The organism is Corynebacterium sp. HMSC27B11 (assembly GCF_001815985.1).
Taxonomy (GTDB): domain Bacteria; phylum Actinomycetota; class Actinomycetes; order Mycobacteriales; family Mycobacteriaceae; genus Corynebacterium.
Map to the genome: position 1 here is coordinate 1 of NZ_KV823536.1, position 25,068 is coordinate 25,068.

The 25,068-nt window shown below is 65.2% G+C and carries 25 protein-coding genes and 1 rRNA gene; 17 read left to right on the forward strand and 9 right to left on the reverse strand.

Features of this window, described 5'->3' with window-relative positions; translation table 11 throughout:
* Positions 1-197 precede the first annotated feature (197 nt).
* The 15 genes from rrf to der all read left to right on the forward strand — a co-directional run bounded on the left by rrf (position 198) and on the right by der (position 15,542).
* Positions 198-314: ribosomal RNA gene (gene rrf, locus HMPREF3097_RS00855) — 5S ribosomal RNA — on the forward strand.
* A gap of 164 nt (positions 315-478) precedes the next feature.
* On the forward strand, positions 479-1,627 hold the full coding sequence (locus HMPREF3097_RS00860) for a tetratricopeptide repeat protein (RefSeq protein ID WP_070760162.1): 1,149 nt from the start codon (positions 479-481) through the stop codon (positions 1,625-1,627).
* 2 nt (positions 1,628-1,629) lie between these two features.
* A complete protein-coding gene (locus HMPREF3097_RS00865) occupies positions 1,630-2,655 on the forward strand; it encodes an HAD-IIA family hydrolase (protein ID WP_070760163.1) in 1,026 nt (341 codons plus the stop codon).
* 11 nt (positions 2,656-2,666) lie between these two features.
* Positions 2,667-2,885 (forward strand): hypothetical protein, encoded by a 219-nt coding sequence (locus HMPREF3097_RS00870; protein WP_246821153.1) that lies wholly within the window; start codon positions 2,667-2,669, stop codon positions 2,883-2,885.
* Positions 2,886-2,970: 85 nt separating this feature from the next.
* A complete protein-coding gene (locus HMPREF3097_RS00875) occupies positions 2,971-3,804 on the forward strand; it encodes a TlyA family RNA methyltransferase (RefSeq protein WP_083317911.1) in 834 nt (277 codons plus the stop codon).
* Positions 3,801-4,766, forward strand: coding sequence for an NAD kinase (locus HMPREF3097_RS00880; RefSeq protein ID WP_070760165.1), 966 nt, complete (start codon positions 3,801-3,803; stop codon positions 4,764-4,766). The genes HMPREF3097_RS00875 and HMPREF3097_RS00880 overlap by 4 nt, the downstream gene beginning before the upstream one ends.
* Positions 4,767-4,825: 59 nt before the next feature.
* A complete protein-coding gene (gene recN, locus HMPREF3097_RS00885) occupies positions 4,826-6,502 on the forward strand; it encodes a DNA repair protein RecN (protein ID WP_070760167.1) in 1,677 nt (558 codons plus the stop codon).
* Between the two features lie 44 nt (positions 6,503-6,546).
* Positions 6,547-7,737 (forward strand): putative cytokinetic ring protein SteA, encoded by a 1,191-nt coding sequence (steA, locus tag HMPREF3097_RS00890; RefSeq protein WP_070760169.1) that lies wholly within the window; start codon positions 6,547-6,549, stop codon positions 7,735-7,737.
* 10 nt (positions 7,738-7,747) lie between these two features.
* Positions 7,748-8,749 (forward strand): copper transporter, encoded by a 1,002-nt coding sequence (locus tag HMPREF3097_RS00895; RefSeq protein WP_070760171.1) that lies wholly within the window; start codon positions 7,748-7,750, stop codon positions 8,747-8,749.
* Positions 8,750-8,764: 15 nt separating this feature from the next.
* Positions 8,765-9,676, forward strand: coding sequence for a site-specific tyrosine recombinase XerD (gene xerD, locus HMPREF3097_RS00900; RefSeq protein ID WP_070760173.1), 912 nt, complete (start codon positions 8,765-8,767; stop codon positions 9,674-9,676).
* A gap of 248 nt (positions 9,677-9,924) precedes the next feature.
* Positions 9,925-10,743, forward strand: a complete 819-nt coding sequence (locus HMPREF3097_RS00905) for a ParA family protein (protein ID WP_173362353.1) — start codon at positions 9,925-9,927, stop codon at positions 10,741-10,743.
* A 46-nt stretch (positions 10,744-10,789) separates the two neighbouring features.
* Positions 10,790-11,596, forward strand: a complete 807-nt coding sequence (locus HMPREF3097_RS00910) for a segregation and condensation protein A (RefSeq protein ID WP_070760177.1) — start codon at positions 10,790-10,792, stop codon at positions 11,594-11,596.
* A 50-nt stretch (positions 11,597-11,646) separates the two neighbouring features.
* Positions 11,647-12,243: an SMC-Scp complex subunit ScpB gene (gene scpB, locus HMPREF3097_RS00915; RefSeq protein ID WP_070760179.1), complete on the forward strand. Its 597-nt coding sequence runs from the start codon at positions 11,647-11,649 to the stop codon at positions 12,241-12,243.
* Between the two features lie 77 nt (positions 12,244-12,320).
* On the forward strand, positions 12,321-13,169 hold the full coding sequence (locus HMPREF3097_RS00920; protein ID WP_231837786.1) for a pseudouridine synthase: 849 nt from the start codon (positions 12,321-12,323) through the stop codon (positions 13,167-13,169).
* An 18-nt stretch (positions 13,170-13,187) separates the two neighbouring features.
* Entirely contained in the window at positions 13,188-15,542 is a 2,355-nt protein-coding gene (der, locus tag HMPREF3097_RS00925; RefSeq protein WP_070760181.1) for a bifunctional cytidylate kinase/GTPase Der, read from the forward strand.
* An 18-nt stretch (positions 15,543-15,560) separates the two neighbouring features.
* Here der and HMPREF3097_RS00930 read toward each other — a convergent pair whose 3' ends face one another.
* Together HMPREF3097_RS00930 and HMPREF3097_RS00935 are read right to left on the reverse strand one after the other, a co-directional pair.
* Complete coding sequence (locus tag HMPREF3097_RS00930; RefSeq protein WP_246821154.1) at positions 15,561-16,286, reverse strand: PAQR family membrane homeostasis protein TrhA; 726 nt, start codon at positions 16,284-16,286, stop codon at positions 15,561-15,563.
* Between the two features lie 27 nt (positions 16,287-16,313).
* Positions 16,314-18,029, reverse strand: coding sequence for a formate--tetrahydrofolate ligase (locus HMPREF3097_RS00935; protein WP_070760183.1), 1,716 nt, complete (start codon positions 18,027-18,029; stop codon positions 16,314-16,316).
* 29 nt (positions 18,030-18,058) lie between these two features.
* Between HMPREF3097_RS00935 and HMPREF3097_RS09625 the strand changes: the two genes are divergently transcribed.
* On the forward strand, positions 18,059-18,193 hold the full coding sequence (locus tag HMPREF3097_RS09625; RefSeq protein ID WP_246821155.1) for a DUF4300 family protein: 135 nt from the start codon (positions 18,059-18,061) through the stop codon (positions 18,191-18,193).
* A gap of 7 nt (positions 18,194-18,200) precedes the next feature.
* Here HMPREF3097_RS09625 and HMPREF3097_RS00940 read toward each other — a convergent pair whose 3' ends face one another.
* A complete protein-coding gene (locus tag HMPREF3097_RS00940) occupies positions 18,201-19,799 on the reverse strand; it encodes a cation:proton antiporter family protein (RefSeq protein WP_070760185.1) in 1,599 nt (532 codons plus the stop codon).
* A 105-nt stretch (positions 19,800-19,904) separates the two neighbouring features.
* Here HMPREF3097_RS00940 and HMPREF3097_RS00945 point away from each other — a divergent pair, with 105 nt between their 5' ends.
* Positions 19,905-20,513, forward strand: a complete 609-nt coding sequence (locus HMPREF3097_RS00945; protein WP_070760187.1) for a helix-turn-helix domain-containing protein — start codon at positions 19,905-19,907, stop codon at positions 20,511-20,513.
* Positions 20,514-20,580: 67 nt separating this feature from the next.
* Here HMPREF3097_RS00945 and HMPREF3097_RS00950 read toward each other — a convergent pair whose 3' ends face one another.
* From HMPREF3097_RS00950 to HMPREF3097_RS09630, 6 genes are all read right to left on the reverse strand, one after another.
* The gene (locus HMPREF3097_RS00950; protein ID WP_070760189.1) at positions 20,581-21,186 is read right to left on the reverse strand and encodes a response regulator transcription factor; all 606 of its coding nucleotides are present in this window, start codon (positions 21,184-21,186) and stop codon (positions 20,581-20,583) included.
* A complete protein-coding gene (locus HMPREF3097_RS00955; RefSeq protein WP_246821156.1) occupies positions 21,183-22,376 on the reverse strand; it encodes a sensor histidine kinase in 1,194 nt (397 codons plus the stop codon). The genes HMPREF3097_RS00950 and HMPREF3097_RS00955 overlap by 4 nt, the downstream gene beginning before the upstream one ends.
* On the reverse strand, positions 22,313-23,074 hold the full coding sequence (locus HMPREF3097_RS00960) for an ABC transporter permease (protein WP_070760194.1): 762 nt from the start codon (positions 23,072-23,074) through the stop codon (positions 22,313-22,315). Before HMPREF3097_RS00960 ends, HMPREF3097_RS00955 begins: the two co-directional genes overlap by 64 nt.
* Before the next feature lie 4 nt (positions 23,075-23,078).
* Complete coding sequence (locus tag HMPREF3097_RS00965) at positions 23,079-23,996, reverse strand: ABC transporter ATP-binding protein (RefSeq protein ID WP_070760196.1); 918 nt, start codon at positions 23,994-23,996, stop codon at positions 23,079-23,081.
* 87 nt (positions 23,997-24,083) lie between these two features.
* Positions 24,084-24,239, reverse strand: coding sequence for a hypothetical protein (locus HMPREF3097_RS09730; RefSeq protein ID WP_168167004.1), 156 nt, complete (start codon positions 24,237-24,239; stop codon positions 24,084-24,086).
* A 199-nt stretch (positions 24,240-24,438) separates the two neighbouring features.
* Positions 24,439-25,023, reverse strand: coding sequence for a hypothetical protein (locus HMPREF3097_RS09630; RefSeq protein WP_141759475.1), 585 nt, complete (start codon positions 25,021-25,023; stop codon positions 24,439-24,441).
* Positions 25,024-25,068: the final 45 nt, after the last annotated feature.

Below are 25,068 nucleotides of genomic sequence, written 5' to 3' on the forward strand. Positions count from 1 at the left end.
GTGTGGAGGTGACTGGTACTAATTGGCCGACGTGTAACAAACCACACAATGACTTTTAGGGTTGGTTGTGTGAAGCGCACACAATGTGAACTTCTATGAGGATGAAGTGCTCGCGTCTGTTATGCAGTGTCTGGAATGACACGGCACACCAAACGCCTGTTGTGTGGTGGTTGGGTGTGTGTTGTTCTGTTGTGTTTGTCGGTGGTTTTTGCGGTGGGGTCACGCCCGGTCCCTTTCCGAACCCGGAAGCTAAGCCTACCTGCGCTGATGGTACTGCACCTGGGAGGGTGTGGGAGAGTAAGACGCCGCCGGCATTAAACTTTCATAGTGGTGGTGCGACGTGTTGTTGGTTGTTCCCGTTTTGTACGGGTGATGATCAGCACCTCGTCGCACCACCACTTTTTTATTGCCTAAAAACCCCGTCCACCCGGGGTGATATCGTGTGAGCAGTCCACAGAGTCTGTGAAAGAAGGGTTCAATGTCGGAATACCAAAGCCGCGGCGATCGAGGTCACCGTCCCCGCAACCAGCGAGACGGAAACTTCAAACCCCGCAGGCACCGTAACTCCGACGACAACCGTCGCGGAAACAACCGTGACCGTGACTTTGACCGCGGGGAGCACCGCGGAGGTAACCGTTACCGGGACCGCGACGATCGGCGAGACAACCGCTACCGTGACCGCGATGACCGTCGCGACGGGCGGTACAACGACCGTGATGGCGACCAGCCACGCGGCCGTCGGGGCGGTGGGCGTCCGTACGGCGGGGGCAAGAAGTTCGACCGGGATCGTCGCAAGGGTGGCGACCGGCGCGGCGGGAACTTCAGGAACCGTGGTGGCCAGGCCAATCGAGCACGTCAGTCCGGGCCCCAGCGCTCTGGCTACCGCGAGGAGCGCATCAACGCCCGCATGAAGGAACCCCGCATTCCGGAGGGTGTGGATCCGAAGGACCTCGATCCACAGGTGCGCCAGGAGCTGCGCAGCCTGTCTCGCGATAACGCGGATATGGTCGCCAAGCACCTCATCATGGCCGCCACCCTTCTGGACGAGAACACCGAAAAGGCCCTCGAACACGCCCGTGCCGCCAAGGACCGTGCTGGCCGCGTGGCAGTAGCCCGCGAAACCAACGGCATCGCTGCCTACCATGCTGGAGAGTGGAAGGAAGCCATCTCTGAGCTGCGCGCTGCTCGTCGCATGCAGGGTGGTCCAGGTCTGATTGCAGTCCTTGCCGACGCTGAGCGTGCGCTCGGACGACCGGAGAAGGCGCTGGGAGTGGCCGGCGAGTACCGTCCCGAGGAACTCGACCCGGAGACCCGCGTTGAGCTCGCCATGGTCGTGGCCGGTGCTTACCAGGACCTTGACCGTCACGAGGAGGCCATCGTCGCCCTCGAGGAGGAACTGGGCGCCGCCGACGCTCCAGACGTCACCAAGCTGCGCGTGACCTACGCGTACGCCGATGCACTCGCACGGGCTGGACGCACGGCCGATGCCATCCAATGGTTTACCAAGGCCAACGAACTCGATACTGAAGAGGTGCTCGACGCCGAGAAGCGCATCGCGGAGCTCAATGAGGGTACCGGCGAGAGCAATGGCAACGATGCTGGCGCGGAGAGCAGCGAGGAGAAGTAGCCATGCTTGAGCTGCTCAACCGCTACGACACCCTCCTGCTCGACCTCGACGGGACCATTTTCGCGGGGGATAAGCTGATCCCCGGCGCGGTCGAGGGCATTGCTGACCGGGGCAGAGTCTTCGTGACTAATAACGCCTCGCGCAGTCCTGAGGAGGTCGTGGAACACCTGGGCAGCCTCGGCATTAGTGCAATCCCCTCCGAGGTCCTGACCTCCGCGCAGGCCGCAGCAACGCTGGCAGCCGAAACAATGGCGCAGGAACGCCCCGGTGCAGGCCCGCTTAAGGCGCTCGTCGTGGGCAGCCAGAGCCTCCGCGATCTCACCCAGGAGGCAGGGTTCGAACTCACGAACTCCGCCGACGACTCGCCCGACGTGGTGCTGCAGGGCCACAGCCCGGAGAACAACTGGGCTCGGCTTTCCGAGGCCACGCTCGCGATCACCCGCGGCGCTCGCTATATCGCCAGCAACCTGGATACGACGCTGCCCTCGTCCCGTGGTTTCCTGGTCGGTAACGGGTCTATGGTGGCCGCTGTCGTCAGCGCCACCGGGGTGCGGCCCTTGAGCGCAGGCAAGCCGCAGCCCGCGATGTTCCACGTTGCAGCACGCAAGGCGGGGGCTAGTGCGCCACTGGTCGTCGGCGATCGTCTGGACACTGACATCGCCGGTGGGCGTGCCGCCGAGATGGACACCCTGATGGTGCTCACCGGGGTCTCCACCCATTGGGACGTGATCCACACCGAGCACCGGCCGACCCACATCCGCGCCAATCTCAGCGAGGAGCTCGGCGGTTGGACGGCCGAGGTCACCGAGCCGCACACGGTCACCGTCACCGCCGGCGAAAACCCCGCCGACGGACAGGGAACAGACACTAGCTTCGCCACCCCCGAGCAGCTCACCGCTGCGGCAGCACTCGCGGCAGCCGCCCCGCTCGCCTGGGAGCTGCTGGACGGCGGCACCACCCGAGATCAGCTCCGGATTATCGGAAACGATCCACTGGCCACCGACGCCATCGCAGCATGGCGGGACTAAACTAGAGCACTATGCAGCACCCCCAGCCCATACCAGGCCCGGCACCGACACCAGGCAGCCACATGCCCGCCCAGGCGGGCGGGCCGACCCCGAACTCGCCGGAGGCACAGGCCGATCACCTCGCCGAGAATATCGACGAGCTGCTCAGCCAGCGGCTGGAGGGCACCGAGGAAGCCGAGATGCTGGAACAAGCCCACAGCCTGATCAGCAAGGCTCTCGGGCAGGGCTAAACCCCCGATGTCGGCGTCCTAAAAGGACGCGGAAAACAACCAGCACCGTCGAACCCAGCAGCGGAAGAAGAAGGAAAGCACACAGGTGGCGAAAAAAGGTCAGCGGCTTCAACGCCTCGATGCAGAACTCGTGCGCCGCAAGATCGCGCGCTCCCGCGAACAGGCGCAGAAGATGATCAAGGAAGGCCGCGTGCAGGTCAACGGCATGCTCGCCCAGAAGCCCGCGACCGGCGTGAACGCTGATGTGTCCATCCGGGTCGCGGAGTCTGAGGAGGATCACTGGGCCTCCCGCGGGGCGCATAAGCTCCTCGGCGCACTGGCCGCCTTCGAACCGCAGGGGCTGAGCCTGGAAGGCAAACGCGTCCTCGACGCCGGCGCCTCGACCGGTGGTTTTACGGACGTCGCCCTCGACCGCGGTGCTAGCGAAGTGCTTGCGGTGGACGTCGGTTACGGGCAGCTGATCTGGCGGCTGCAGAACGACCCCCGCGTCACCGTGATGGACCGCACCAACGTCCGCACGCTGACCCCGGAAGCGATCGGTGGCCCCGCGGACGTCATGGTCGGGGACCTCTCCTTCATCTCCATCAAGCTGGTCCTCCCCGCCATCGCCGAGTGCATGGCCGAGGGTGCGGATCTGTTGCCGATGGTCAAGCCACAGTTCGAGGTAGGAAAGGATCGGCTGGGCTCCGGCGGGGTCGTGCGCTCCCCGGAGCTGCGCGCGGAGGTGACCCTCGACGTGGCGCGGGAGGCTTTGAAGTATGGTCTATCAACGAAGGCCGTCGTTGCCTCTCCGCTTCCCGGACCTAGCGGGAACGTGGAGTATTTCCTCTGGCTTTCCAAAGATGGGGGAAAGCAGGCGCCAACGATGGATACACTTGAGGCCATGGTGTCCACGGCGGTGAAGGAGGGACCACAGTGACGGCTGCCAACGAGGCCCCCAAGCAGGAGGCCGAGAACCCGTCGCCTGGTGAGGAGAAGCAGCGCGAGGTGCTGCTCGTCGCCCACACCGGGGTACACGAGAACCTGGGCATGGCCGCCGAAGCGGCATCCCAACTCCACGAGGGCGGAATCAACGTCCGCGTGATGGCAACCGCCGATCCAGCTCCCGTGGCCCGCCACGAGATCCTGGGGCGCTTCCCGCGTTTCGGACACACCCGCGAGGCCGCGCAGGGCGTGGAGATGGTGCTCGTCCTCGGCGGCGACGGCACCTTCCTGCGCGCAGCCGATATCGCGCACTCCGCGGACGTGCCCGTGCTGGGCATCAACATGGGCCACATTGGCTTCCTCGCCGAGTGGGAGCAGGAGTCCCTCGCCGAGGCCATCGAGCGTGTCATCGCCCACGACTACCGCGTGGAAGACCGCATGACCCTGTCGATTACCGTCCGCGATATGGATGGCCGCGTGCTCGGCACCGGCTGGGCGCTCAACGAGTGCTCGGTGGAGAACCTGAACCGCCAGGGCGTGCTCGACTCGATTCTCGAGGTCGACGAACGCCCGGTGTCTTCCTTCGGCTGCGACGGTGTCCTGGTATCGACGCCGACGGGCTCGACTGCTTACGCATTCTCCGCCGGTGGCCCGGTGCTGTGGCCCGAGCTGGACGCCATCCTGGTGGTCCCGTCTAATGCCCATACGCTGTTCTCCCGCCCGCTGGTCGTGTCCCCGAATTCCTCCGTCGCCGTGGAGACGAACCCGGAGACCTCGCCGGCTACCGCGGTGATGGATGGCTTCCGTCAGATTCACATGCCGCCGGGGGCACGCGTGGAGATCCGCCGCGGCCCGCAGTCCGTGCGCTGGGTGCGCCTGGATCAGGCGCCGTTCACGGACCGCCTGGTGCACAAGTTCCGCCTGCCGATCACCGGCTGGCGCGGCCCACGCCACTAGTAGTTCACTCACCCCGACGACCGGGAGTCCCCAAGACCTCAAGAAGCGACTTTTCTGGAATGCTCCACGACCTACACATCACCAACCTCGGTGTGATCGAAGAAGCCACCGCCGAGTTCGCCAGCGGACTGACTGTCGTCACCGGTGAAACGGGTGCCGGCAAAACGATGGTGGTCAGCAGCCTGCGTTTGCTCTCGGGGCACCGGGCGGATGCCTCGAAGGTGCGAGCTGGTTCGGAGCGTGCCAGCGTGGAGGGGGTCTTTTCCCACGATGACCCGGCAGTTCAGGAACGCGTCGAGGAGATCGTCTCTGAGTTCGGGGGCTACTCTGACGAGGGGGAGTACATCGCCTCCCGGACGGTGTCCGCGTCCGGGCGTTCCCGGGCGCACCTCGCTGGAAAAACGGTCGCCGCGGGCGTGCTGGGGCAGTTCGCCGCGGAGGTCATCACCATCCACGGGCAGAATGACCAGCTGCGCCTGAAGGATTCCACGAAGCAGCTGGCCGCGATTGATGAGTTCGCGGGGCTGACGGGCCAGGCTGCCGAGTTCGCCGCGCTGCGACGCGAGTGGCTGGCTGCGGCGAAGGAGCTGGAAACTCGCACGAAGGATCGCCGGGAGTTGGCCCTGGAGGCCGAGACCCTGCAACGGGCCCTGGAGGTCATCGACGAGATCGACCCGGAGTCGGGGGAGGACGAGTTCCTCAAGTCCCGGATCTCTCGCCTGCAGGACGCCAGCGACGTCCGCTCCGCCCTGCAGCGCGCCATCTCCTTCATCGATGGCGGCGAGGAGCTGGGCGAGGGGGAGTTGTCCAGCGGAGCCAATGATCTGCTCGGCCAGGCACAGTCCGAGCTGCAGGGCGGCGACGCGAAGTTGGCGGAGCTTGCCGAGCGCATCGGAGAGGTCAGCTCCCTGCTCTCGGATATCGCACTGGACCTGGGCCAAGAGCTGGTGGATATTCCCGATCCCGAGGAGCTGGAGGAGCTGCTGGAGCGCCAGCAGGAACTCCGCCAGCTGCGCCGTTTCGCGGTGGATGTGGACGGCGCGATCGCCTGGCGCGACGAGGCTCGCGAGAAGCTGGCCACGCTCGATGTCTCCGACGATGCGCTGGCGGAGCTCGGCAAGCAGGTCGCGGAGAAGGAGGCTGCGATGCTCAAGGTCGGCCGTAAGCTCTCCGCCGCGCGTGAAAAAGCAGCCAAGGATTTCGGCAAGGCGGTCACCGAGGAGATCTCGGGGCTGCACATGCACGCCAGCGTCGAGGTGGACCTCAAGCGGGTGGACCCGAACCCGCAGGGCCTCGACGAGTGCGAGTTCCAGCTGGTCCAGGGCGGGCACCGCACTGCGCTGGGCTCCAGTGCGTCCGGCGGTGAACTTTCCCGCATCATGCTCGCCATCGAGGTGATCCTAGCCAGCAGCGGGCGCACGATGGTCTTCGACGAGGTTGACGCGGGCGTGGGCGGGAAGGCCGCGGTGGAGATCGGGCGCCGCCTGGCTGCGCTTGCCCGCGAGAACCAGGTGATCGTGGTGACGCACCTGCCACAGGTCGCCGCCTTCGCGGATGCTCATATCTACGTGGATAAGACCGCCAGCTCCACGACCGTCTCCTCGAGTGTGCGCACACTGAGCGAGGAGGAGCGGGTGGCGGAGCTCGCCCGCATGCTCGCGGGCCTGGAGTCCGATACGGGCCGGGCTCACGCCGAGGAGCTCATGGCGATGGCCGTGGAGGCGAAGAAGCACTAAAACATCGGCGCGCCTAACCGAGAATCCAGCGGTTAAGCAGCAAAATGGTACGCATGATGTTTTCCCGATCAGAAAAACCTGGCATTACCGGGGCTACCCGGAACCTCACCGGCCCCAAAGCTTGGTCTAAGACGAAGATCTCCGAGGGGGATATCGTCGTCATTTCTGCTCCGGATATTAACCGCGCCACCGCGCAGCGTTTCATCGACGCCGGCGTGGCCGGGGTGGTCAATACCGCCCAGTTCACCACTGGTCAGGTGCCAAACTTTGGTCCGCAGATGCTGCTCGACGCAGGCATCGAGCTCGTGGAGAATGTGGATCCGGAGATCACCGAGAAGGTCAAGAACGGCAAGAAGGGCCGCCTGGAGGGCGGGCACCTCTACTACGGCGATCGTTCCCTCGGCAGTGGCGCGATCCTCGATCTGGACGCCTCGATGCAGCGCTTCGATGACGCCCGCTCGGCCCTCGGCGATCACCTCGACGCCCTGGCTGGCAATACCGCGGAGCTCGCCCGCTCCGAGTCCCCACTGCTGATCGACGGCCTGGGCATCCCGGACGTCGACGTGGACATGGTGGACCGCAAGGTCATGGTGATCAGCCCGCTGCCGGATTTGAAGGACCAGCTGCGCGACTTGCGCTTCTTCCTGCGCGAGTACGACCCGATCATCGTCGCGATCGAGTCCGCCGCTGACGAACTGCTGGAGCTGGGCTACCGCCCGGCCGTCATCGTCGGTAACCCGGAAAACATCGGTTCCGAATCGCTGCGTTCCGGCGCGACCGTCGTCCTTCCCGCGGAGGCGGACGGCTACGCGCAGGGCCTGGAGCGTATCCAGGACCTCGGCGTCGGCGCGATGACCTTCCCGGCGGCGACGAAGAACCCGACCGACCTGGCGCTGCTGCTGGCCGACTACCACGGCGCGTCGATGGTGGTTCACCTCGGCGAGAAGTGGGACCTGGATCGCGTCTTTTCTGAGACGGAATCTGAGGACACCCCGTCTGCTCTGCTGTCCCGCCTGCGCGTTGGTCCGAAGTTCGTGCACGCCAGCTCCATCGCCGAGCTTTACCGCGTCTCGAAGTCGGGCTCCGGGTGGCTGTGGGCGCTGATCGGTGTGCTGGCCGCGATCTTGGTGATCATCCTCATCGCCGGCTTCTCTGGCGATGCTGGGTTCGTGGATAACCTGATCGATTCGTGGAATAACCTGGCACTCAGCGTGCAGGGCCTGTTTAAGAACTAGGGAGTCGCTCGTGAGTAAGTCTGGAACGATTGCCGGCCTCGGCTTCGGCATTGCCCTTGGCGTGCTGGGCGGGGTTTACGTGCTGGCCCCGAACGTTCCGGGGGCTGCCGGTGGTGCGGGGACGAGCGCCCAGGAGCTCACCGCTGCCCGCGAGGACGCCGACGCCGCGGATCGTGATGCCCAGGCTTCGGATGACGTCGTCGCTGGGCTGGCAGCGAAGGCTGTTGCCGGTGAGCTGGAGGGGAAGACGGTCGCGCTGATCTCTTTCCCGGACGCCGACCGCGAGACCGTTGATCGACTGCGCTGGCTGGTGGACAAGGCGGGGGCGGAGGTCACCCCACTGCCGGTGACCGAGGAGATGCTGAACCCGGAGAAGGGCGACAAGCTGAAGTCCGTGGCGGCCAACAGCCTGCCCGCGGGCGCCCAGCTCAGCGAGGAGGTGCTGAGCCCGGGCATGCACACCGGCCAGCTGCTGGGTGCTGCGTTGAGCGCGACGCTGCCGAAGGCTGAGAAGCCCGCGGAGGGCGAGCAGAACCGCGATCGCGGTGAGGGGCGCGAGGGTGCGCGCGAGGGCCACCGCGGAGGGGCAACCGCGAGCGCCTCGGACCGGGCCGTCGTCTTCGGTGCGCTGGAGAAAAACGGGGTGCTGAAGAAGCCCGCAGACCTCGGCGACGAGGGCGTGGACCTGGCCCTGATCGTGACCAACAAGGGTGTGACCGCCGATGAGTCGGGTTACGGCGCGCAGTTCATCGCTGATTTCGCCGCCGGCCTTGATAGCCAGATGCCGGGCGCGGTGCTGGTGGGCGAGTCCGGCAGTGCGGACAAGAAGGCCGCGCTGGGTATCGTGCGCAACGAGCGGGCTTATGCCGAGAAGCTGTCCACGGTGGACAACGTCCAGCGCAGCGCGGGCCGCATCACCGCGGTACGCGCGCTGAAGGAACAGGTTGGCGGAGACGCTGGCCACTACGGCGCGGCGACCAACGCCAAGGCCGCCACCGTCGGTAAGAACTAGGCGCAGGCGGCGTCGGTGACGGCGGACGCGCAGGAGTCGAACCTGCAGCACCGGGAACGGTGGCTGCGGCACCTCCGACTGGAGCGGAACCTCTCCCGCAACACGCTGGATAGCTACCGTCGGGACACGGACCGTTACCTGGCGTGGCTGGGCGCGCGCAGCGTGACCGAGCTGAATACGGGGGACGTGGAGTCCTTCATGGCCTCGCTGGCCAAAGGGGAGGGGCTGGCGGCCTCCACGCGTGCACGAATTCTTGCGGCGGTGCGGAACTTCCACCGCTTCCTAACCGGTGAGGGGGTCACCGAAGGGGACGTCGCGGACGACGTCGCGCGCCCCGGTCAGGCGGCGAGCATCCCGAAGGCGCTCAGCATTGCCGAGGTGACCGCGATCCTGGAATCCTGCCCGAACGACGACGCCGCGTCGCTTATCCAGATCCGCGACCGCGCGTTGCTGGAGATGCTGTACTCCACCGGCGCGCGCGTCAGCGAGCTGCTGGGGCTGGACGTGGATGACGTGGACCCGACCGAGAAGCTCGTCATCGTCCGGGGCAAGGGTTCGAAGGAACGGGTCGTTCCGGTGGGGGATCCGGCGCTGGATGCGTTGCAGCACTACCTGGTGCGGGTCCGCCCAGCGTTCAACAAGAAGGGCTCGGCGGCGCTGTTTCTGAATCGCAATGGCGGTCGGATGGGGCGGCAGTCGGCGTTCAACATGGTCTCCTCGGTCAGCGAGAAGGCCGGGGTGGCCGGGGTCAGCCCGCACAGCTTCCGGCACTCCTTCGCCACGCACCTGTTGGAGGGCGGGGCGGATATCCGCGTGGTGCAGGAGCTGCTCGGCCACAGCAATGTGGTGACCACCCAGATCTATACGAAGGTGAGCCCGGACCACCTGCGGGAGGCGTGGTCGGAGAGCCACCCGCGCTCGAACTAGAGACCTTTCAAGGCTTAAGCCTTGCCTAGTATCAACCTCGGCTTTGAACTCGACTGACCTGCCCGAAAAGCCTGCGAAAAATGGGGGAGAGAGAATTGCACGGGCGTAATCTACGCGTAATCTATTGTAGTGGGAGCGCCAACCGCGCTCTGAAATGACCGTTAGACAAGGGAGAGGGCTTGACAGTGCAGAGCTCCGACGCGCTTTTCGATAAGCCCGAGCAAGAACTCGGGCTCACGGGGCGCCCCATGCGCCCGCTGCCAGACCCGGAGCCGCTGTCCTCTCATGGGCCTGCGACCATCATCGCCATGTGTAATCAGAAGGGTGGGGTCGGCAAGACCACCTCGACGATCAACATGGGTGCTGCACTCGCGGAGTTCGGCCGCAAGGTCCTCCTCGTCGACCTCGACCCGCAGGGCGCGTTGTCTGCCGGCCTGGGGATCAGCCACGAGGAGCTGGACGTCACCGTCCACAACCTCCTCGTCGACAATTCCTCCTCCATTTTCGACGCCATCCTGCCCAGCGGCGTCGAGAACCTCGACCTGGTGCCCGCGAACATCGACCTCTCCGCCGCGGAGATCCAGCTCGTCAACGAGGTCGGCCGCGAGCAGGCGCTCGCGCGTGCCCTGCGCCCGGTGATGAAGGACTACGACTTCATCATCATCGACTGCCAGCCTTCGCTCGGCCTGCTCACCGTTAACGCGCTCTCCTGCGCGGATTCCGTGATGATTCCGGTGGAGTCCGAGTACTTCTCCCTGCGTGGCCTCGCGCTGCTGATGGACACGGTCGAGAAGGTGCGCGACCGCCTCAACTTCAAGCTCGAAGTCCTGGGCATCCTGGTGACCATGTTCGATCGCCGCACCCTGCATGCCCGCGAGGTCATGGAGCGCCTCGTCGAGGCCTTCGGGGACAAGGTCTTCGACTCGGTCATCACCCGCACCGTCCGCTTCCCGGAGACCTCCGTGGCTGGCGAGCCGATCAGCACCTGGGCCCCGAAGTCCTCGGGTGCGATTCAGTACCGCAACCTCGCGGCGGAGGTCATCCAGCGCGTCGCCGAGCAGCACTAGGCCACGCCCCGCGCCGGTCAGCGTGGTGGCAGAAAAGTAGGTTCGCGTGACAGATCCCCAGCAACCGGAACTCACGGGGTTCCGGGTCGCGCTCGCGAACTTCGACGGCCCCTTCGACCTGCTGCTTCAGCTGATTCACTCACACAAGCTGGACATCACGGAGATCGCGCTCGCCGAGGTAACCGACGAGTTCATCGCCTACACCCGGGGCCTGCCCCAGTCCGCTGAGGACCTGGATGAGGTCACGGAGTTCCTGCTCGTCGCTTCCACATTGCTGGATTTGAAGGCCGCCCGCCTGGTTCCTCGCGGCGAGGTCGACGACGAGGCCGACCTGGAGCTGCTGGAGTCCCGCGACCTTCTGTTTGCCCGCCTGCTGCAGTACAAGGCCTATAAGCAAGTCGCGGACCTCTTCGCCGAGTGGCAGCGGGGTGCGGCCCGCAGCTACCCGGTGGCGCTCTCTCTGGAGGACCGCTACGCCAACCTGCTGCCACCGGTGGAGATTAAGCACACGAAGGAGAGCTTCGCGGAGCTGGCCGCCCATGTCTTCCGGCCCCGCCCGGAGGGGGTGCAGACCGGCCACGTCCACGCGCCTGCGGTCTCGGTGCCGAAGCAGGCCGGCAAGATCCTCAACACGCTGAAGATCGCGGGGGAGAATAAGTGGGTGAACTTCGACTCGCTGATTAGTGATGCGGAGGAATCCATCGTTGTGGTGGGCCGTTTCCTCGCTCTGCTGGAGCTGTACAAGGCCCGCGCCATTGGGGTGGAACAGCCCATGCCGCTCGAGGAGATGCTCGTCGCTTGGACCGGCCTGGACGTGGATCCGCAGGTTGTCGCAGCGTCGAACTGGGATTAGCCCCAGCACCACATTCCCCCTGATGAACCTGAGAAGGAGAGCCCTGGACCATGAGTGAAGAACACCTGAACCTGCCCGCGGTGTCCCAGCTGCGCAGCCGGGTGGAGTCCCTGCTGCTGGTCTCTGACGAGCCCGTGGCTGCCGAGGAGCTCGCCGAGGCCTGCAGTGTGGATAGCTCCCAGGTGGAGGACGCGCTGCGCCAGATCGCCGAGGAGTTCGACGCCCGTGGTTCCGGTTTCGACCTGCGGGAGCGCGAGGGGCTGTGGCGCCTATACACCCGGCCCGAGAACTCGGATGTGGTGGAGGCGAAGATCCTTCAAGGCACCCAACAGCGCCTGTCTCGGGCTGCCTTGGAGACCCTGGCCGTGGTGGCTTATCGACAGCCGGTGACCCGCTCCCAGGTCGCAGCGGTGCGCGGGGTGAATTGTGACGGCGTGATGCGGACGTTGGCGCTGCGCGGCCTGATCCGCCAGGTTGAGGTGGCAGCCGAGGGGGAGGAAGAGACCGCTGCCGCAGGACCGGGTGGCGCCCACCTGTACGAGACCACCGATCTGCTGCTGGAGCAGCTGGGCATCGAGTCGCTCGACGAGCTGCCGGACTTGGCCCCGCTGCTGCCGGATGTGGAATCGATCGAATCCGATTACTGATCTAGACTGGGCTGCGTACCTCAAAGACTTTGAGCAAATAAGGACATAATTTGAATACACCCGCTCGCCGAGATGGCATACCGGAAAAGAACGCTGCGAAGCCCGGCGGCGCCGAGACCTTCGTCCCGAAGGCCAAGCCGGCCCGCCACCAGCACGTCACAAAGTCAGAGCAGAAGGCCGCCCCAGCTGCGGAGGATAAGGTCCGCCTGCAGAAGGTCCTGGCAGCCGCCGGCGTGGCCAGCCGCCGCATGAGCGAGAAGCTCATCGCCGCGGGCCGCGTCGAGGTCAACGGCAAGGTCGTGGACCGGATGGGCGTGCGCATCGACCCGAATAAGGACGTCGTCCGCGTCGACGGGGTGCGCGTCCAGGTCAACGACGAGATGCACTACTACATCTTCAACAAGCCGCGCGGCGTCCAGTCCACGATGAGCGACGACATGGGCCGCCCGTCGGTGGGCAACTTCATCGACGAGCGCCTCAAGCAGGGCCAGGGCCTGTTCCACGTCGGCCGCCTGGACGCCCAGACCGAAGGCCTGCTGCTGCTCACCAACGACGGTGAGCTCGCCAACCGCCTCATGCACCCCAGCTACGAGGTCTCCAAGACCTACATGGCCACCGTGCTGGGCGAGGCGAAGAAGGGTTTGGTCCACGAGCTGAAGAAGGGCATCGAGCTGGACGACGGCATCGCGAAGGCCGATGACGTCCAGATCGTGGACGTTTGGCAGGGCAAGTCCCTGATCAAACTGGAGCTGCACGAGGGCCGCAAGCACATCGTGCGCCGCCTGCTGAAGGCCGCGGGCTTCCCGGTCCAGGCGCTGGTGCGCACCAAGATTCACACGGTGCAGCTCGGCGACCAGAAGCCGGGGAGCGTGCGCGCGCTCAACCGTTCGGAACTGACCAGCCTGTACAAGGCCGTGGGCCTGTAAGCCGGGAGGACTTCAAGGATGACTACTGATATGAACGCTGATTTCTCCCAGCTCGCGCTGATCGACAACCTCGAGGAGGGTGGGTTCCTGCTGGCCATCGACGGCCCGTCGGGGACCGGTAAGTCCACCGTCTCCCGCCGCATCGCCCAGTACGCGGGCGCGCGTTACCTGGATACGGGTGCGATGTACCGCGTGGCGACCCTGCACGTGCTGAAGGCCGGCATCGATCCGGCCGACCCGGCTGCGACCGAGGCCATCATCGAGGCGACCTCCCAGCTGCCGTTGCAGGTCAACGAGGACCCGCAGTCCACCGAGGTTCTGCTGGACGGAGAGGACGTCTCCGCCGACATCCGTGGCCCGGAGGTTACCGCGCATGTCTCCGCCGTCGCCGCGATCCCGGAGGTCCGCACCAACCTGGTGCAGCTGCAGCGAGACCTTGCCGCCGCTGCTGGCCGTTGCGTCGTCGAGGGCCGCGACATCGGCACGGTCGTGCTCCCGGACGCCCCGGTGAAGGTGTACATGACCGCCAGCGCTGAAGTGCGCGCGCAGCGCCGCTTCGACCAGGACACCGCCGCTGGCCGCGAGGTCACCTTCGAGGCAGTCCTGGCTGACGTCCAGCGCCGCGACGAGGCAGACTCCACCCGCGAGACCTCCCCGCTGCGCCCGGCAGAGGATGCCACCATACTCGACACCGGCGAGATGAGCATCGAGGAGGTCATCGAGGCGATCGCCGGTCTGATCGAGGAATCGGACCTGGACTCCGATATCCCAGATGGTGGCGCGGAGAGCACTGGTAGTTTGGTGTTCCGCACGGTTGAGGGGGACGTCGTCCCTGCTGAAGGTGACACCACGGTGCCGGAGGAATCCGAGGAGAACCTGGAGAACTGGGACCCCGAGAACTGGGACGGCGAGACCTGGGAAGTCGACCCGGAACAGCTGGGTGAGCACTACCTGCAGGCGGAGGAATTCGACCTGCTGGAGTCCGACGAGGAGGACACCGACTGGGAGTCCATCGAGGAAGCCTTCGGCATCGCCGATGAGCTGGAGGCGCAGAAGGAAGCGCTGTGCACGGTGGCGATTGTTGGTCGACCGAACGTAGGTAAGTCCACGCTGGTGAACCGCTTCATCGGGCGCCGCGAGGCCGTGGTGGAGGACTTCCCGGGTGTGACCCGCGACCGCATCTCCTACCTGGGCGACTGGGGCGGGCGCCGCTTCTGGGTGCAGGACACCGGCGGCTGGGACCCGGATGCCAAGGGCATTCACGCCGCGATCGCCCGCCAGGCGGAGACCGCGATGGCCACGGCAGACGCGATCGTCTTCGTCGTGGACACGAAGGTCGGGATCACCGAGACCGACGAGGTTATCGCTCGCAAGCTGCAGCGCTCCGACGTGCCGGTGATCGTGGTGGCCAATAAGTTCGAGTCCGATACGCAGTACGCGGACATGGCGGAGTTCTGGGCGCTCGGCCTGGACAACCCGTACCCGGTCTCCGCGCTGCATGGGCGCGGCGCGGCGGACGTGCTGGACAAGCTGCTGGAGGTGTTCCCGGAGAAGCCGCGCGAGCTCTCGGTGGTCTCTGGCCCGCGCCGCGTGGCGCTGGTGGGCCGGCCGAACGTGGGTAAGTCCTCGCTGCTGAACAAGATCTCCGGCGAGCAGCGCTCGGTGGTGGATAACGTCGCGGGCACCACGGTGGACCCGGTGGACTCCATCGTGGAGCTGGAGGAGCACACCTGGCGCTTCGTGGATACCGCCGGTATCCGCAAGAAGGTGAAGAACGCGGTGGGGCACGAGTACTACGCCTCGCTGCGCACCCGCGCCGCGATTGATGCCAGTGAGGTCGTGGTGTTCCTGGTGGACGCCTCCGAGCCCATCGCGGAGCAGGATCAGCGCGTGCTGCGGATGATCCTGGACGCCGGTAAGGCGCTGGTCGTGGCGTTCAATAAGTGGGACCTGGTGGACGAGGATCGCCGGGAGCTGCTGGAACGCGAGATCGACCTGCAACTTTCGCACGTGCCGTGGGCCCGCCGGGTGAACATCTCCGCCAAGACGGGGCGTGCTCTGCAGAAGCTGGAGCCAGCGATGCTCGAGGCTCTGGAGAGCTGGGATCAGCGCATCCCAACCGGCCAGCTGAACACCTGGCTGCGAGCGGTGATCGCGGAGACCCCACCACCGATGCGTGGTGGCCGCCTGCCGCGCGTGCTCTTCGCCACGCAGGCTTCCTCCCGCCCGCCGGTGATCGTGCTGTTCACCACGGGCTTCCTGGAGCACGGCTACCGCCGCTTCCTGGAGCGCAAGCTGCGCGAGACCTTCGGCTTCGAAGGCTCCCCGGTGCGCATCGCGATCCGCATCCGGGAGAAGAAAAAGAAGCGCTAGCGGAAGCTACAACAGGCTCTAGCGGAGCACGAGCACCCAGATCGCGACGTGGTGCAGAAGCGCTGCCACGATGGTGGCGGCGTGGAAGACCTCGTGGAAGCCGAACCAACGAGGGGAGGGGTTCGGCCACTGCTTGGCGTAGATCACCGCGCCGAGCGAGTAGACCAGCCCGCCGAGCAGCATCAGCAGGCTCACGGCGACCCCGAGCTGCTGGTAGTAGCCCACCGCGCCGATAGCGGCCAGCCAGCCGAGCGTGAGGTAGGTGGCGGCGTCGAGCCACCGCGGGTGGTCGATCCACACCAGGTTCAGCACCACCGCGGCCAGCGCGGCGAGCCAGCAGACCGCCAGGATCCACAGTCCGCCGGTGTTGAACCAGGCCCAGCCGGTGAACCACCTCGCGCCGAATGCGGCGACCGTCACCGGCCCATAGGTGCCGGCGATGAAGATCGCGATCATGGCGTGGTCGGCGCGTCGCCAGCTGTTGACTGCCGCCGCGGAGCGCCACGGGACCCGGTGGTAGAGGGCGCTCACGCTCAGCATGCCTGCCAGGCACAGCGCGTAGAGGGCGGTGGTCAGGGACATCCAGGAGAAGCCAAACTTCGCCAGGGCCACGATCGTGAGGGCGGTGCCCATCCCGCCGAAGTACCACGCTGCGGCGGTGTGTAACCGCCCGCGCATGTAGGGCCTGGGGCCGCGGTCGAAGACCGGGCGGGGACGTTTCTTCGTGAGTACCTGATTCTGCACGAAGATCAGTGTAGTCCCATTTTGCTACTAAAACAGTCCGGTGATGGTGCCGTCCTCGGCGACATCGATCTGCTCGGCAGCTGGCCGCTTCGGCAGCCCCGGCATCGTCATCACCTGTCCGGTCAGCGCCACGACGAAGCCCGCGCCCAGGCGTGGGAGCAGTTCGCGGACGTGCAGCACGTGTCCTTCCGGCGCGCCCAGCTCCGCCGGGTCATCGGAGAAGCTGTACTGCGTCTTGGAGATGCACACGGGCAGTTTGTCCCAGCCGTGATCGGCGAGGAACTGCAGGTCCTTCTTGGCCTTGGTGGAAAACTCCACGCCACTAGCGCCGTAGATGCGGGTCGCGATGGTCTTGATGGACTCTGCCAGGCCCTTTGCCGGGTCGTAGAGCTGCTGGGAGCTGGCCTGCGGGGTCTCGCCGTTCTCGATGACTTCGAGTACCTGCTGGGCCAGCTCGGTGGCGCCGGCGCCACCCTCGGCCCAGACGGTGGACTCGGCCAGGCGCACGCCCAGCTTTTCAGCCCACTCGGCGACGTGTTCGCGCTCGACGTCGGTGTCGGAGGTGAAGAGGTTCAGCGCGACGACCGGGGTGGTGCCGAACTTCTCCATGTTCTTCACGTGGCGCTCGAGGTTCTTCAGTCCCTCGTCCAGGGCGGCCAGGTTTTCGCTGTTCAGGTCCTCCTTCGCGACGCCGCCGTTGTACTTCAGGGAGCGGATGGTCGCGACGACGACGGCCGCGTCCACGTCGATGCCGCCCTCGCGGGCCTTGATGTCGAAGAACTTCTCCGCGCCGAGGTCGGAGCCGAAGCCGGCTTCCGTGACGACAATGTCACCGAGACGGCGGGCGGTCTGGGTGGCGATGAGGCTGTTGCAGCCGTGCGCGATGTTGGCGAAGGGGCCACCGTGGATCAGCGCCGGGGTGCCGCCGAGGGTCTGCACGAGGTTCGGGTTCAGCGCGTCGCGCAGCAGGGCGGTGAGCGCGCCCTCGACCTGCAGGTCGCCTACGGTGACCGGCCCGCCACTATAAGTCTGGCCGATCACGATGTTGGCGAGCTTAGCCTTCAGATCAGCCAGGTCCGTGGCGAGGCAGAGGATCGCCATCATCTCGCTGGCAGCGGTGATGTCGAAGCCCGCTTCTCGCGGGGTGCCGTGGGCCGGACCACCGAGCCCGGTGACGATGGAACGGAGGCTGCGGTCGTTGACGTCCATGCAACGGCGCCAGGTGACCCGGCGCGGGTCGATGCCGAGCTCGTTGCCTTGCTGGATGTGGTTGTCGATGAGGGCAGCGAGGGTGTTGTTTGCGGCGGTGAGGGCGTGCATGTCGCCGGTGAGGTGGAGGTTGATGTCCTCCATCGGGACGATCTGCGCGTAGCCGCCGCCGGCCGCGCCACCCTTGATGCCCATGACTGGGCCCTGGGATGGTTCGCGGATGGCGACGATGGTGTTCTTCCCGGCGGTGCGCAGGGCGTCAGCCAGGCCGATAAGGGTGGTGGACTTGCCTTCGCCCGCGGGGGTGGGGGACATGGCTGTCACGAGGACGGTGCGGCCCAGGGGCTTGTCCCATACGTCGGTGGTGCGCAGGGCGGGGACGTCCACCTTGGCCTTAGTGGTGCCGTAGGGGATGAGTGCTTCGGCGGGGATTCCGGCGCGCTCCGCGATGTCCGCGATGGGCTCGAGGGTGTGAGCTTGTGCGATTTCGACGTCGCTGGGCTGGGGCTTGGTGATCACACTGGAATAAGTCATATTTACAGAATAAGCAAGGAGCGCAGCGCGTGCCGAGCGGAGGCCTCATCTCCAGCGGTTTTCGGGTCCCCGGCGCCCAGGATCCGGAGTACGACCCCGAGGCGCTGACCAGCGCGTGGCAGAAGCATCACGGGGCAGCGCTAGGCGAAGCGACCCTAGCCTGACCGTGCACTACTGCAGCTGTGAGCGGCGTTGCTCCTGGTTCAGGAAGGTTCGCTCCGCCAGGGATTCTCCGGCACCGTCCTGGAGGTGGACGACGACGTCGAGGCCGAGCTCTTCGAGGGCTTCGACGTCTTCCCGGTACATCGCCACCGAGCTGATGGTGCAGTCTTCGGTGTCCACGTGGGAGGCGTGGATCTCCTTGACCGTGTCCACGTTCGCGTGCTGTGCGGGCATGGCGAGCATGATCATGTCGATCTGGTGGCTGTCCTTCACACGCTCCCAGAAGTCGATGTCCGTGGCGTCGCCCTCCACGACGTTGTAGCCGCGTTCCTGCAGGTGGCGTACCCGGGCGGGGTCGTGCTCCACGCCCAGGATCTTGGCCCCGTAGACCTCGCTGAGCTCGTTGTAACACGCAAGCCCGACGCGTCCGACGCCAAGCACTAGCGCGTGGGCGTCGCCTAGCTCGATGGGGCGGTCGTCCGGGTGGATCTTGTGCGGCGGGCGCACCGGCAGGCGCTTGGCCAGGTGGGTGGCCCGGGACACGCTCTGCGGGTTGAAGATCGCGGAGATGACGAAGCTGATGGAGACCGCAAGCACCAGGGAGAGCAGCCAGCGCTGGTTGAGCCAGCCATCCTGAACGCCAACGGCGGCGATGATGAGAGCGAACTCCGAGTAGTTGGCCAGCAGCAGTGCCGTGAGCACAGAGGTACGGTTGCGCAGCCCCAGGGACCACAGGATTGCCCAGTAGGCGACGGCCTGAAGGGGAAGCAGGAGGAGGAGCAGCGCGGCGTCGGCAACGTTCTGCCAATTCGGTAGCCCCATGAATCCGATATTGACGAAGAAGCCGACCAGCAGCAGCTCCTTGAGGGTGAATAGGGAGTGGCTGAGCTGTTCAGCACCGGGGGAGCGGGAGAGCACCAAGCCCATAATCAGTGCGCCGAGGCTGCCGGAAAGCCCGACCCACTCGAAAAGCGCGTAGCCGGGGATCAGTGCCATGGCGATGCCGAACAGCGCCCCGAGCTCGCCATGGCCGAGCTTGTACCAGCGGCGGGTGGTCAGCGCGAGCAGCGGGACAATCACGACGAGCAGCAGGGAGGCCAGGTGTGGCGGCTCGCCCCGCAGGATGCTCATGAAGGCCACCGCGAGGATGTCCTGCATAATCAACACGCCGATGCAGATATTGCCGTAGAGGGCCTGCTCGTCGCCTCGATCCTGCAGGATCTTGATGACCACGATGGTGCTGGAAAAGCTCAAGACAAGCGCGACGTTCACCGCCACCTGGAAACTGGTGGGGCCGAACGCACCGAGCGCGCCGAGGGCGGTGATGAAGCCCGCGCCGATGAGCGTCATCACCAGCACGTGGGCACTGGCCGTGAGCCAGACTGCCTTATCGGTCAGCGCCTTCAGATCGAGGCGCAGGCCGATGGCAAAGAGCATGAGGGTCACGCCGATATCGGCGAAGAGATCGAGGGACTCGACATGCTCCACACCCGCGGCATGGAGGGCGAAACCGGCGGCGAGGAAGCCGATCAAGGGCGGTAGCCGCACGGCCCAGGCGATGAGTCCGCAGACGAAGACCACGCCAAGGTAAGTCAGCAATAGTTCCATGGACTGTAGTGTGCCTCAAGGCCAGGTTTTTCGCGCTGTATGAAACGCGTTATTCAGAGGGGTGTGTGAAGAATTGGGGCAGAATGGCGGGGTAGGATTCTTCGCATGGGACTGGCACAGCGCATTAGGGATCTCCGCCGCAAGGCCGGGCTTTCCCAGTCGGAGCTCGCGGACAAGCTCGTGGTGGACCGCGAGGCCGTGCAAGGTTGGGAGTCTGGGGACAGCGCGCCCGATATCGAGGTCCTCACGAAGCTTGCTGCCCTGTTCGGGGTTAGCACCAGCGACCTCCTCGGCAAGGACGGAGCGGTACTGGGCGCAAGAACCAACCGCGTGGCCGTCGACGTCCAGTCCCTCAAGAAGACTGGGGGCAGGTTCCTCGCGAAGGGGACGAAGGCCCACACCGCGGTCCGGCGGGTCTTCCCGGACGCCGTGATCACACCACTGCTGCGGGAGAAGAAGAACACCAAGGGCGAATCGGCTGCCCAGTGGTTCACCGAGATTGTCTTCGACGGGGTGCCTAATTTCTTGTCTGAGGTGAAGAACTCCTTGAGCGGTGACTCCTTCTATCTCGTTGAGGACGCTAGCCGCCGGCTGCTCGTCCGCGTCACGAAGGATTCCGTAGAGAGCAGCGAGATCTTTGGGCAGCTGTCGGGAAGGAAGTTTTTCGTCGGCAGGAGCTCGTTTATCAAGTTCGGCAGACCACTGGCGAACTAGGGGCCTGGCCTGGGGTAGCAGCTAAGGCGGCGCGTGCCCACGCCGTGTGTGTTTTCCGGGCAGCGTGCTAGATCCAGCCATTCGCCTTCGCGAGGTGCGCGGCCTCGAAGCGGTTCCCCGCGCCGGTCTTCGACATGATGCTGGAGATATGATTGCGCACCGTGCCCGGCGAAAGGTGCAGGGCCTTGGCAATGGCGGGAGAGCTCTTTCCTTGGAAGAGCTGCTGGCAGACCTGCGTTTCCCGGTCGCTGAGGGGATTATCGGGAGCCAGCAGACTATCCCGGGCCAGCGTCGGGTCGATGACGCGCAGCCCGGCGTGCACCCGGCGGATCGCCTCAGCGAGCTCCTCGGGAGGGGTGTCCTTCACGAGGAATCCGTCCACGCCCGCCTCCATCGCGCGCTTGACGTAGCCCGCCTTGCCGAAGGTCGTGACGATCAGGCAGCGGCACGGGTGCCCAGCCAGTTCTTTGGCCACGTCCAGGCCGTTGAGCCCTGGCATTTCGATATCCAGGAGGGCCACGTCGACGGGGTGTTCCTGCACCAGGCGCAGGGCATCGGTTCCCGTGGCGCACTCCGCAATAACCTCGATGTCCGGTTCTGCGCTGAGCAGCGCGACCAGCGCCCCGCGCACCAGCGACTGGTCTTCGGCGAGCAGCACTCGAATCGGGTTCATCGGTTTTCCTCCTCGCACGTGGCTCCGTCGTCAATGATCTCGCGATCCGCACCCATCGCGATCAGCACGGTGCTTAAGCCTCGTTCGCGGCGCACGATGAGCTGACCACCGGCCGCCTCGACGCGCTCGCGAAGCCCAGCCAGGCCGCCGTCGCCGTTGCGGGCCTCCTCGTCGCTGAACCCGCAGCCGTCGTCAGTGACCTGCAGCTTGTCGGCGTTCACGGTGACCCAGCAGGTCCGGGCCCCGGAATGGCGGACCACGTTGGTCGTCAGCTCGCGCAGGCCCCAGGAAAAGATGGCCTCATGATCTCCCGGTGTGGTGAGAGGTTCGGGCAGATGCGCGGTGATTCCCTTCGTCTCTAGCGCTCGGCGCGCTCCCTGGAGTTCGCCGGCGAAGGTGGGTGTGCGCATCCGGGTCACGGTTGAGCGGATCTCGGCCAACGCCAGGCGGGAAAGCTCGCTGATGTCCTTGAGCTCCTGCTTTGCCTGCTCCGGGTTCTTCTCCATTGCCCGGCGCGCGACCTCGGATTTGAGGTTGATGACGGTCAGCGAGTGGCCCAGCAGGTCGTGGACGTCCGTGGCGATGTCCTCCCGCTGCTGGGCGAGTTCGAGTTCGTGCTGGAGCTGGTGGCGGGACTCGTCGTACTGGCTGAAAACGCCCACCGCGACGAGCATGAGGGGGATGAAGAACAGGATGAAGGTCGACCAGCCGAGGTTTTCCGGGGCCAGGAGCCACACTGCGACCGCTCCGACCGCGCCCGTGGCGAGCACGATGGGCAGGGACCGCTTGAGGGGGATCGTGAAACCCAGCATCGCTGCCAGATAGGGGGCGAAGCTTATGGCACCCGTGTGGATCACCGGAACGCTGGTCAGCGCGATCGCGAGCAGAACGACCCACCGGAGGAGCGCCTGCGGTAGTAGACCCCAGCCGCGCGGGAAGGTGCCCATCGAGCCGAAGGCGTAGAAGTAGACGGCGCTGAACATCAGCACGCAGGCCGTCATCCAGGTTTTATCCCCGGCGCTGAACTCCTCGCCGGCGTAGACCTGGAGCAGAACCGGCCCCAGGAACACCAGCCATATTGAGGCGAAGATCGCGTTGTTGAACTGGAAGCCCTCGAAGGTACGCATCAGCTTCGGTTCTTGTCTCGCTTGCCCATTATCAGGCAGCAGCCTACGAAGATCGCCGTCCATACCGCGATGCTAACCCAGGCGTGCCACATCGGTTCGGTGATCAGCCCGGTGCCAACCACTTGGGCGCCTTCGGCCAATGGCCAGCGCACCAGCATCATCGCCCCATACATCGGGGTGAATCTTCCGATATCCAGCAACGTCCCGCTCAGCGGCATAAACACATTGCCTGCGAAGGCGAGGATCACGATGGACCCGGTGGCCACGCCGACCGTGTTCTCCTTGGGGACCATCAGCGTCCAGGCCAAGCCGTAGAAGCCGAAGGGGATGGAACACAGCACGCACGCGAGGAAGCTCATGGCCCATTGCTCGGGCTGCATCTGCGCCCTCGTCATCCCGCCGACGATGAACACGGCCACGATCGGCAGTACCGCGCGCACAGCGATGCTCACCGTGTTTGCGAAGGCCAGCTGCCAGGGGCGCAGCGGTGTCAGTGCCAGCTGGCGGCCCCATCCGCTGCGATTGTCGGTGACGGCGGATCCTGCGGCGCCGACCGCGCCCACCACGCCGGCGTAGAAAGCCATCCCCAGCATGACGAATGCGGCGAGGTTGCCGCCGTTGATTTCCTGATCTCCGTAGTCTTGCAGGGCGCCGAAGATGAGGTAGAAGAAGATCGGCAGCCCGATGCTGAAGAATAGGGTGGTCATGTCCCGGCGTAGGCGGAGGAGTTCGTGGCCGGTGAATCTCAGGGTGGTGCTCATGGTTCTACGCCTCCTGGTTTTCTTGGGTTAGTGCGAGGAAGGTGTCTTCCAGGCTGTGGCTGCTGATGGTGAGGTTGCGGGCCGCGGTTTGGGTCAGCAGATAGCGGGCGAGTGCGTCGGAATCCTCGGTGGTCATGCTCAGGCGGTTGCCGCTGATGTCGCTGCTTTTCACGCCAGGCAGCCTGGTCAGGTCTGGGAGCTTGCCCGGGAATTCGGCGCTGACCACCCGGTCGGCACTCATGTTCCGCAGTTCGGTGGTGGTGCCGTCGGCGATGATCTCGCCGTTGTTCATGAGGACGATGCGCTGGGCGAAGTTTTCTGCTTCCTCCAGGTAGTGGGTGGCGAAGATGATCGTGCGCCCTTGCTGGGCCTGGTGGGTCATGGAGTCCCAGAAGCGGCGACGTGCGCCGGCGTCCATCCCTGCGGTCGGTTCGTCCAGGATGAGGATCTCCGGGTTGCCGAGGATGGCTAGGGCGAAGCGGAGGCGTTGTTGTTCACCGCCGGAGCATTTGCCCACGTGCCGGGAGTAGATGGGCTCCAGGTTGGCCTGTGTGATGACGTCGTCGAGGGGCAGGTGCGTCGGGAAGGTTGCGGCGATCATCTCCACGGTGTCTTTGACCGTGAGCTCGTTGAGCAGGCCGCCGGTCTGCATCAGCGCGCCGATGTGCTGTTTGTAGACGGCCTGCGTGGGGGAGAGACCCATGACGGTGACTGTGCCGGAGGTTGGGGTGGTCAGCCCCAGAATGAGGTCCAGTAGCGTGGTTTTTCCCGCTCCGTTGGTGCCGAGGAGGGCGATGATCTCGCCCGGCTGGACGGTGAGGTTCGCGTTCTTCAGCGCGTGGACGGGGCGGCTGGAGCGCGGGTTGAAGGTTTTGCCGACTCCGGTGACTTCTATTGCGTGGGTGGTGTGTGTCGTGCTCATGGTTTTCACGCTAGAAATCCAGCGTGGGGAGCAGACATATTTTCTGTCACCACTCGCCCATGACTTTTGTCATGGGCTCCGCAAACGCTAGGCGGGTGTCTTGGTCTTTTTCTTTTTGGTTTCTGTTTCTCCATCGGCAGCCTTGGGCAGGAAGCCGCGCACCGTCGTTAGTGTTCCGTAGATCACGGAGTAGAGGACGAGGCGGCAGAGGAGAGTCAGGAAGTCGTTGACGTCCCGAATCATGTGCCGTCAGCATCGACGATGACGTTGTCGCCGCTGACGGCCGTTTCGCCTTGGGAGAGGAGGAGCTAGGGGGCGAAGAGGAGCCTTCAGGTAAAGATTAACACCGAGAAGTGATCTAGGTCACTGGCGGAAATCTGGTGGAAAATAGAACATCACCTCCCGGCCCGTGGGGGGGAGGTGATGTGTTTAGCGCGGTGGTTTAGAACGGGTAGTCGGTCGCTTCGAGTGGCAGGAAAAGCACGCCGACGACGGCGCCTTCCCTTCCAACTGCGATGCGGGACATGAGTTCTCCGGCTTCGTACTTCAGGGTTGAGACGACGACTGCCGTGCCGGTGTCTTTAGTTGACAGTGCCGTTTCGGTGGAGGAGCTGCGGTCTCCCTTGAGCGGTACGACCGTCGGGTCCGTGATCTCCTGGAGTTCACCGAAGTCAGTCAGGATCGATGTCCACACGTCGACCAAGACGGACCAGGGGAGGTCTTCGCGGACCAGGGGGTGGAGCATTTGGATGGTGTCGGTTTCTTCGCCATTAGCTACATGACGGATGAATGTTTCGGAAATTTCCGGGAGTTTTTCGGTTGATTGTGGGGCCATGGTTTCTCCTGTGAAGGGGTTGTGCGCCGACCCGAATCGTTTGAAGGCTGCTTGGCGCGAAACATTGAGTGCTCGCCCAATGTCCGCCCATGAGTGTCCCGCATGCCTTGCCTGCGTGACGGCATCTTCCAACTCGTGTTCGGCGAGGCTGACTGCCTGCATGCAATTCCGGATAGTGGTCAATGGATCCATGCCATATAGTCAACCATGGGTTGACAGCCATGTCAACTGATGGTT

Bases quoted from the DNA above. Each gene is read 5' to 3' on its own strand.
- HMPREF3097_RS00860 (WP_070760162.1), top strand. From the start codon at position 479: ATGTCGGAATACCAAAGCCGCGGCGATCGAGGTCACCGTCCCCGCAAC.
- HMPREF3097_RS00865 (WP_070760163.1), top strand. From the start codon at position 1,630: ATGCTTGAGCTGCTCAACCGCTACGACACCCTCCTGCTCGACCTCGAC.
- HMPREF3097_RS00870 (WP_246821153.1), top strand. From the start codon at position 2,667: ATGCAGCACCCCCAGCCCATACCAGGCCCGGCACCGACACCAGGCAGC.
- recN (WP_070760167.1), top strand. From the start codon at position 4,826: ATGCTCCACGACCTACACATCACCAACCTCGGTGTGATCGAAGAAGCC.
- steA (WP_070760169.1), top strand. From the start codon at position 6,547: ATGGTACGCATGATGTTTTCCCGATCAGAAAAACCTGGCATTACCGGG.
- HMPREF3097_RS00905 (WP_173362353.1), top strand. From the start codon at position 9,925: ATGCGCCCGCTGCCAGACCCGGAGCCGCTGTCCTCTCATGGGCCTGCG.
- scpB (WP_070760179.1), top strand. From the start codon at position 11,647: ATGAGTGAAGAACACCTGAACCTGCCCGCGGTGTCCCAGCTGCGCAGC.
- der (WP_070760181.1), top strand. From the start codon at position 13,188: ATGACTACTGATATGAACGCTGATTTCTCCCAGCTCGCGCTGATCGAC.
- HMPREF3097_RS00935 (WP_070760183.1), bottom strand. From the start codon at position 18,029: ATGACTTATTCCAGTGTGATCACCAAGCCCCAGCCCAGCGACGTCGAA.
- HMPREF3097_RS00940 (WP_070760185.1), bottom strand. From the start codon at position 19,799: ATGGAACTATTGCTGACTTACCTTGGCGTGGTCTTCGTCTGCGGACTC.
- HMPREF3097_RS00945 (WP_070760187.1), top strand. From the start codon at position 19,905: ATGGGACTGGCACAGCGCATTAGGGATCTCCGCCGCAAGGCCGGGCTT.
- HMPREF3097_RS00950 (WP_070760189.1), bottom strand. From the start codon at position 21,186: ATGAACCCGATTCGAGTGCTGCTCGCCGAAGACCAGTCGCTGGTGCGC.
- HMPREF3097_RS00955 (WP_246821156.1), bottom strand. From the start codon at position 22,376: ATGGACGGCGATCTTCGTAGGCTGCTGCCTGATAATGGGCAAGCGAGA.
- HMPREF3097_RS00960 (WP_070760194.1), bottom strand. From the start codon at position 23,074: ATGAGCACCACCCTGAGATTCACCGGCCACGAACTCCTCCGCCTACGC.
- HMPREF3097_RS00965 (WP_070760196.1), bottom strand. From the start codon at position 23,996: ATGAGCACGACACACACCACCCACGCAATAGAAGTCACCGGAGTCGGC.
- HMPREF3097_RS09730 (WP_168167004.1), bottom strand. From the start codon at position 24,239: ATGATTCGGGACGTCAACGACTTCCTGACTCTCCTCTGCCGCCTCGTC.
- HMPREF3097_RS09630 (WP_141759475.1), bottom strand. From the start codon at position 25,023: ATGGATCCATTGACCACTATCCGGAATTGCATGCAGGCAGTCAGCCTC.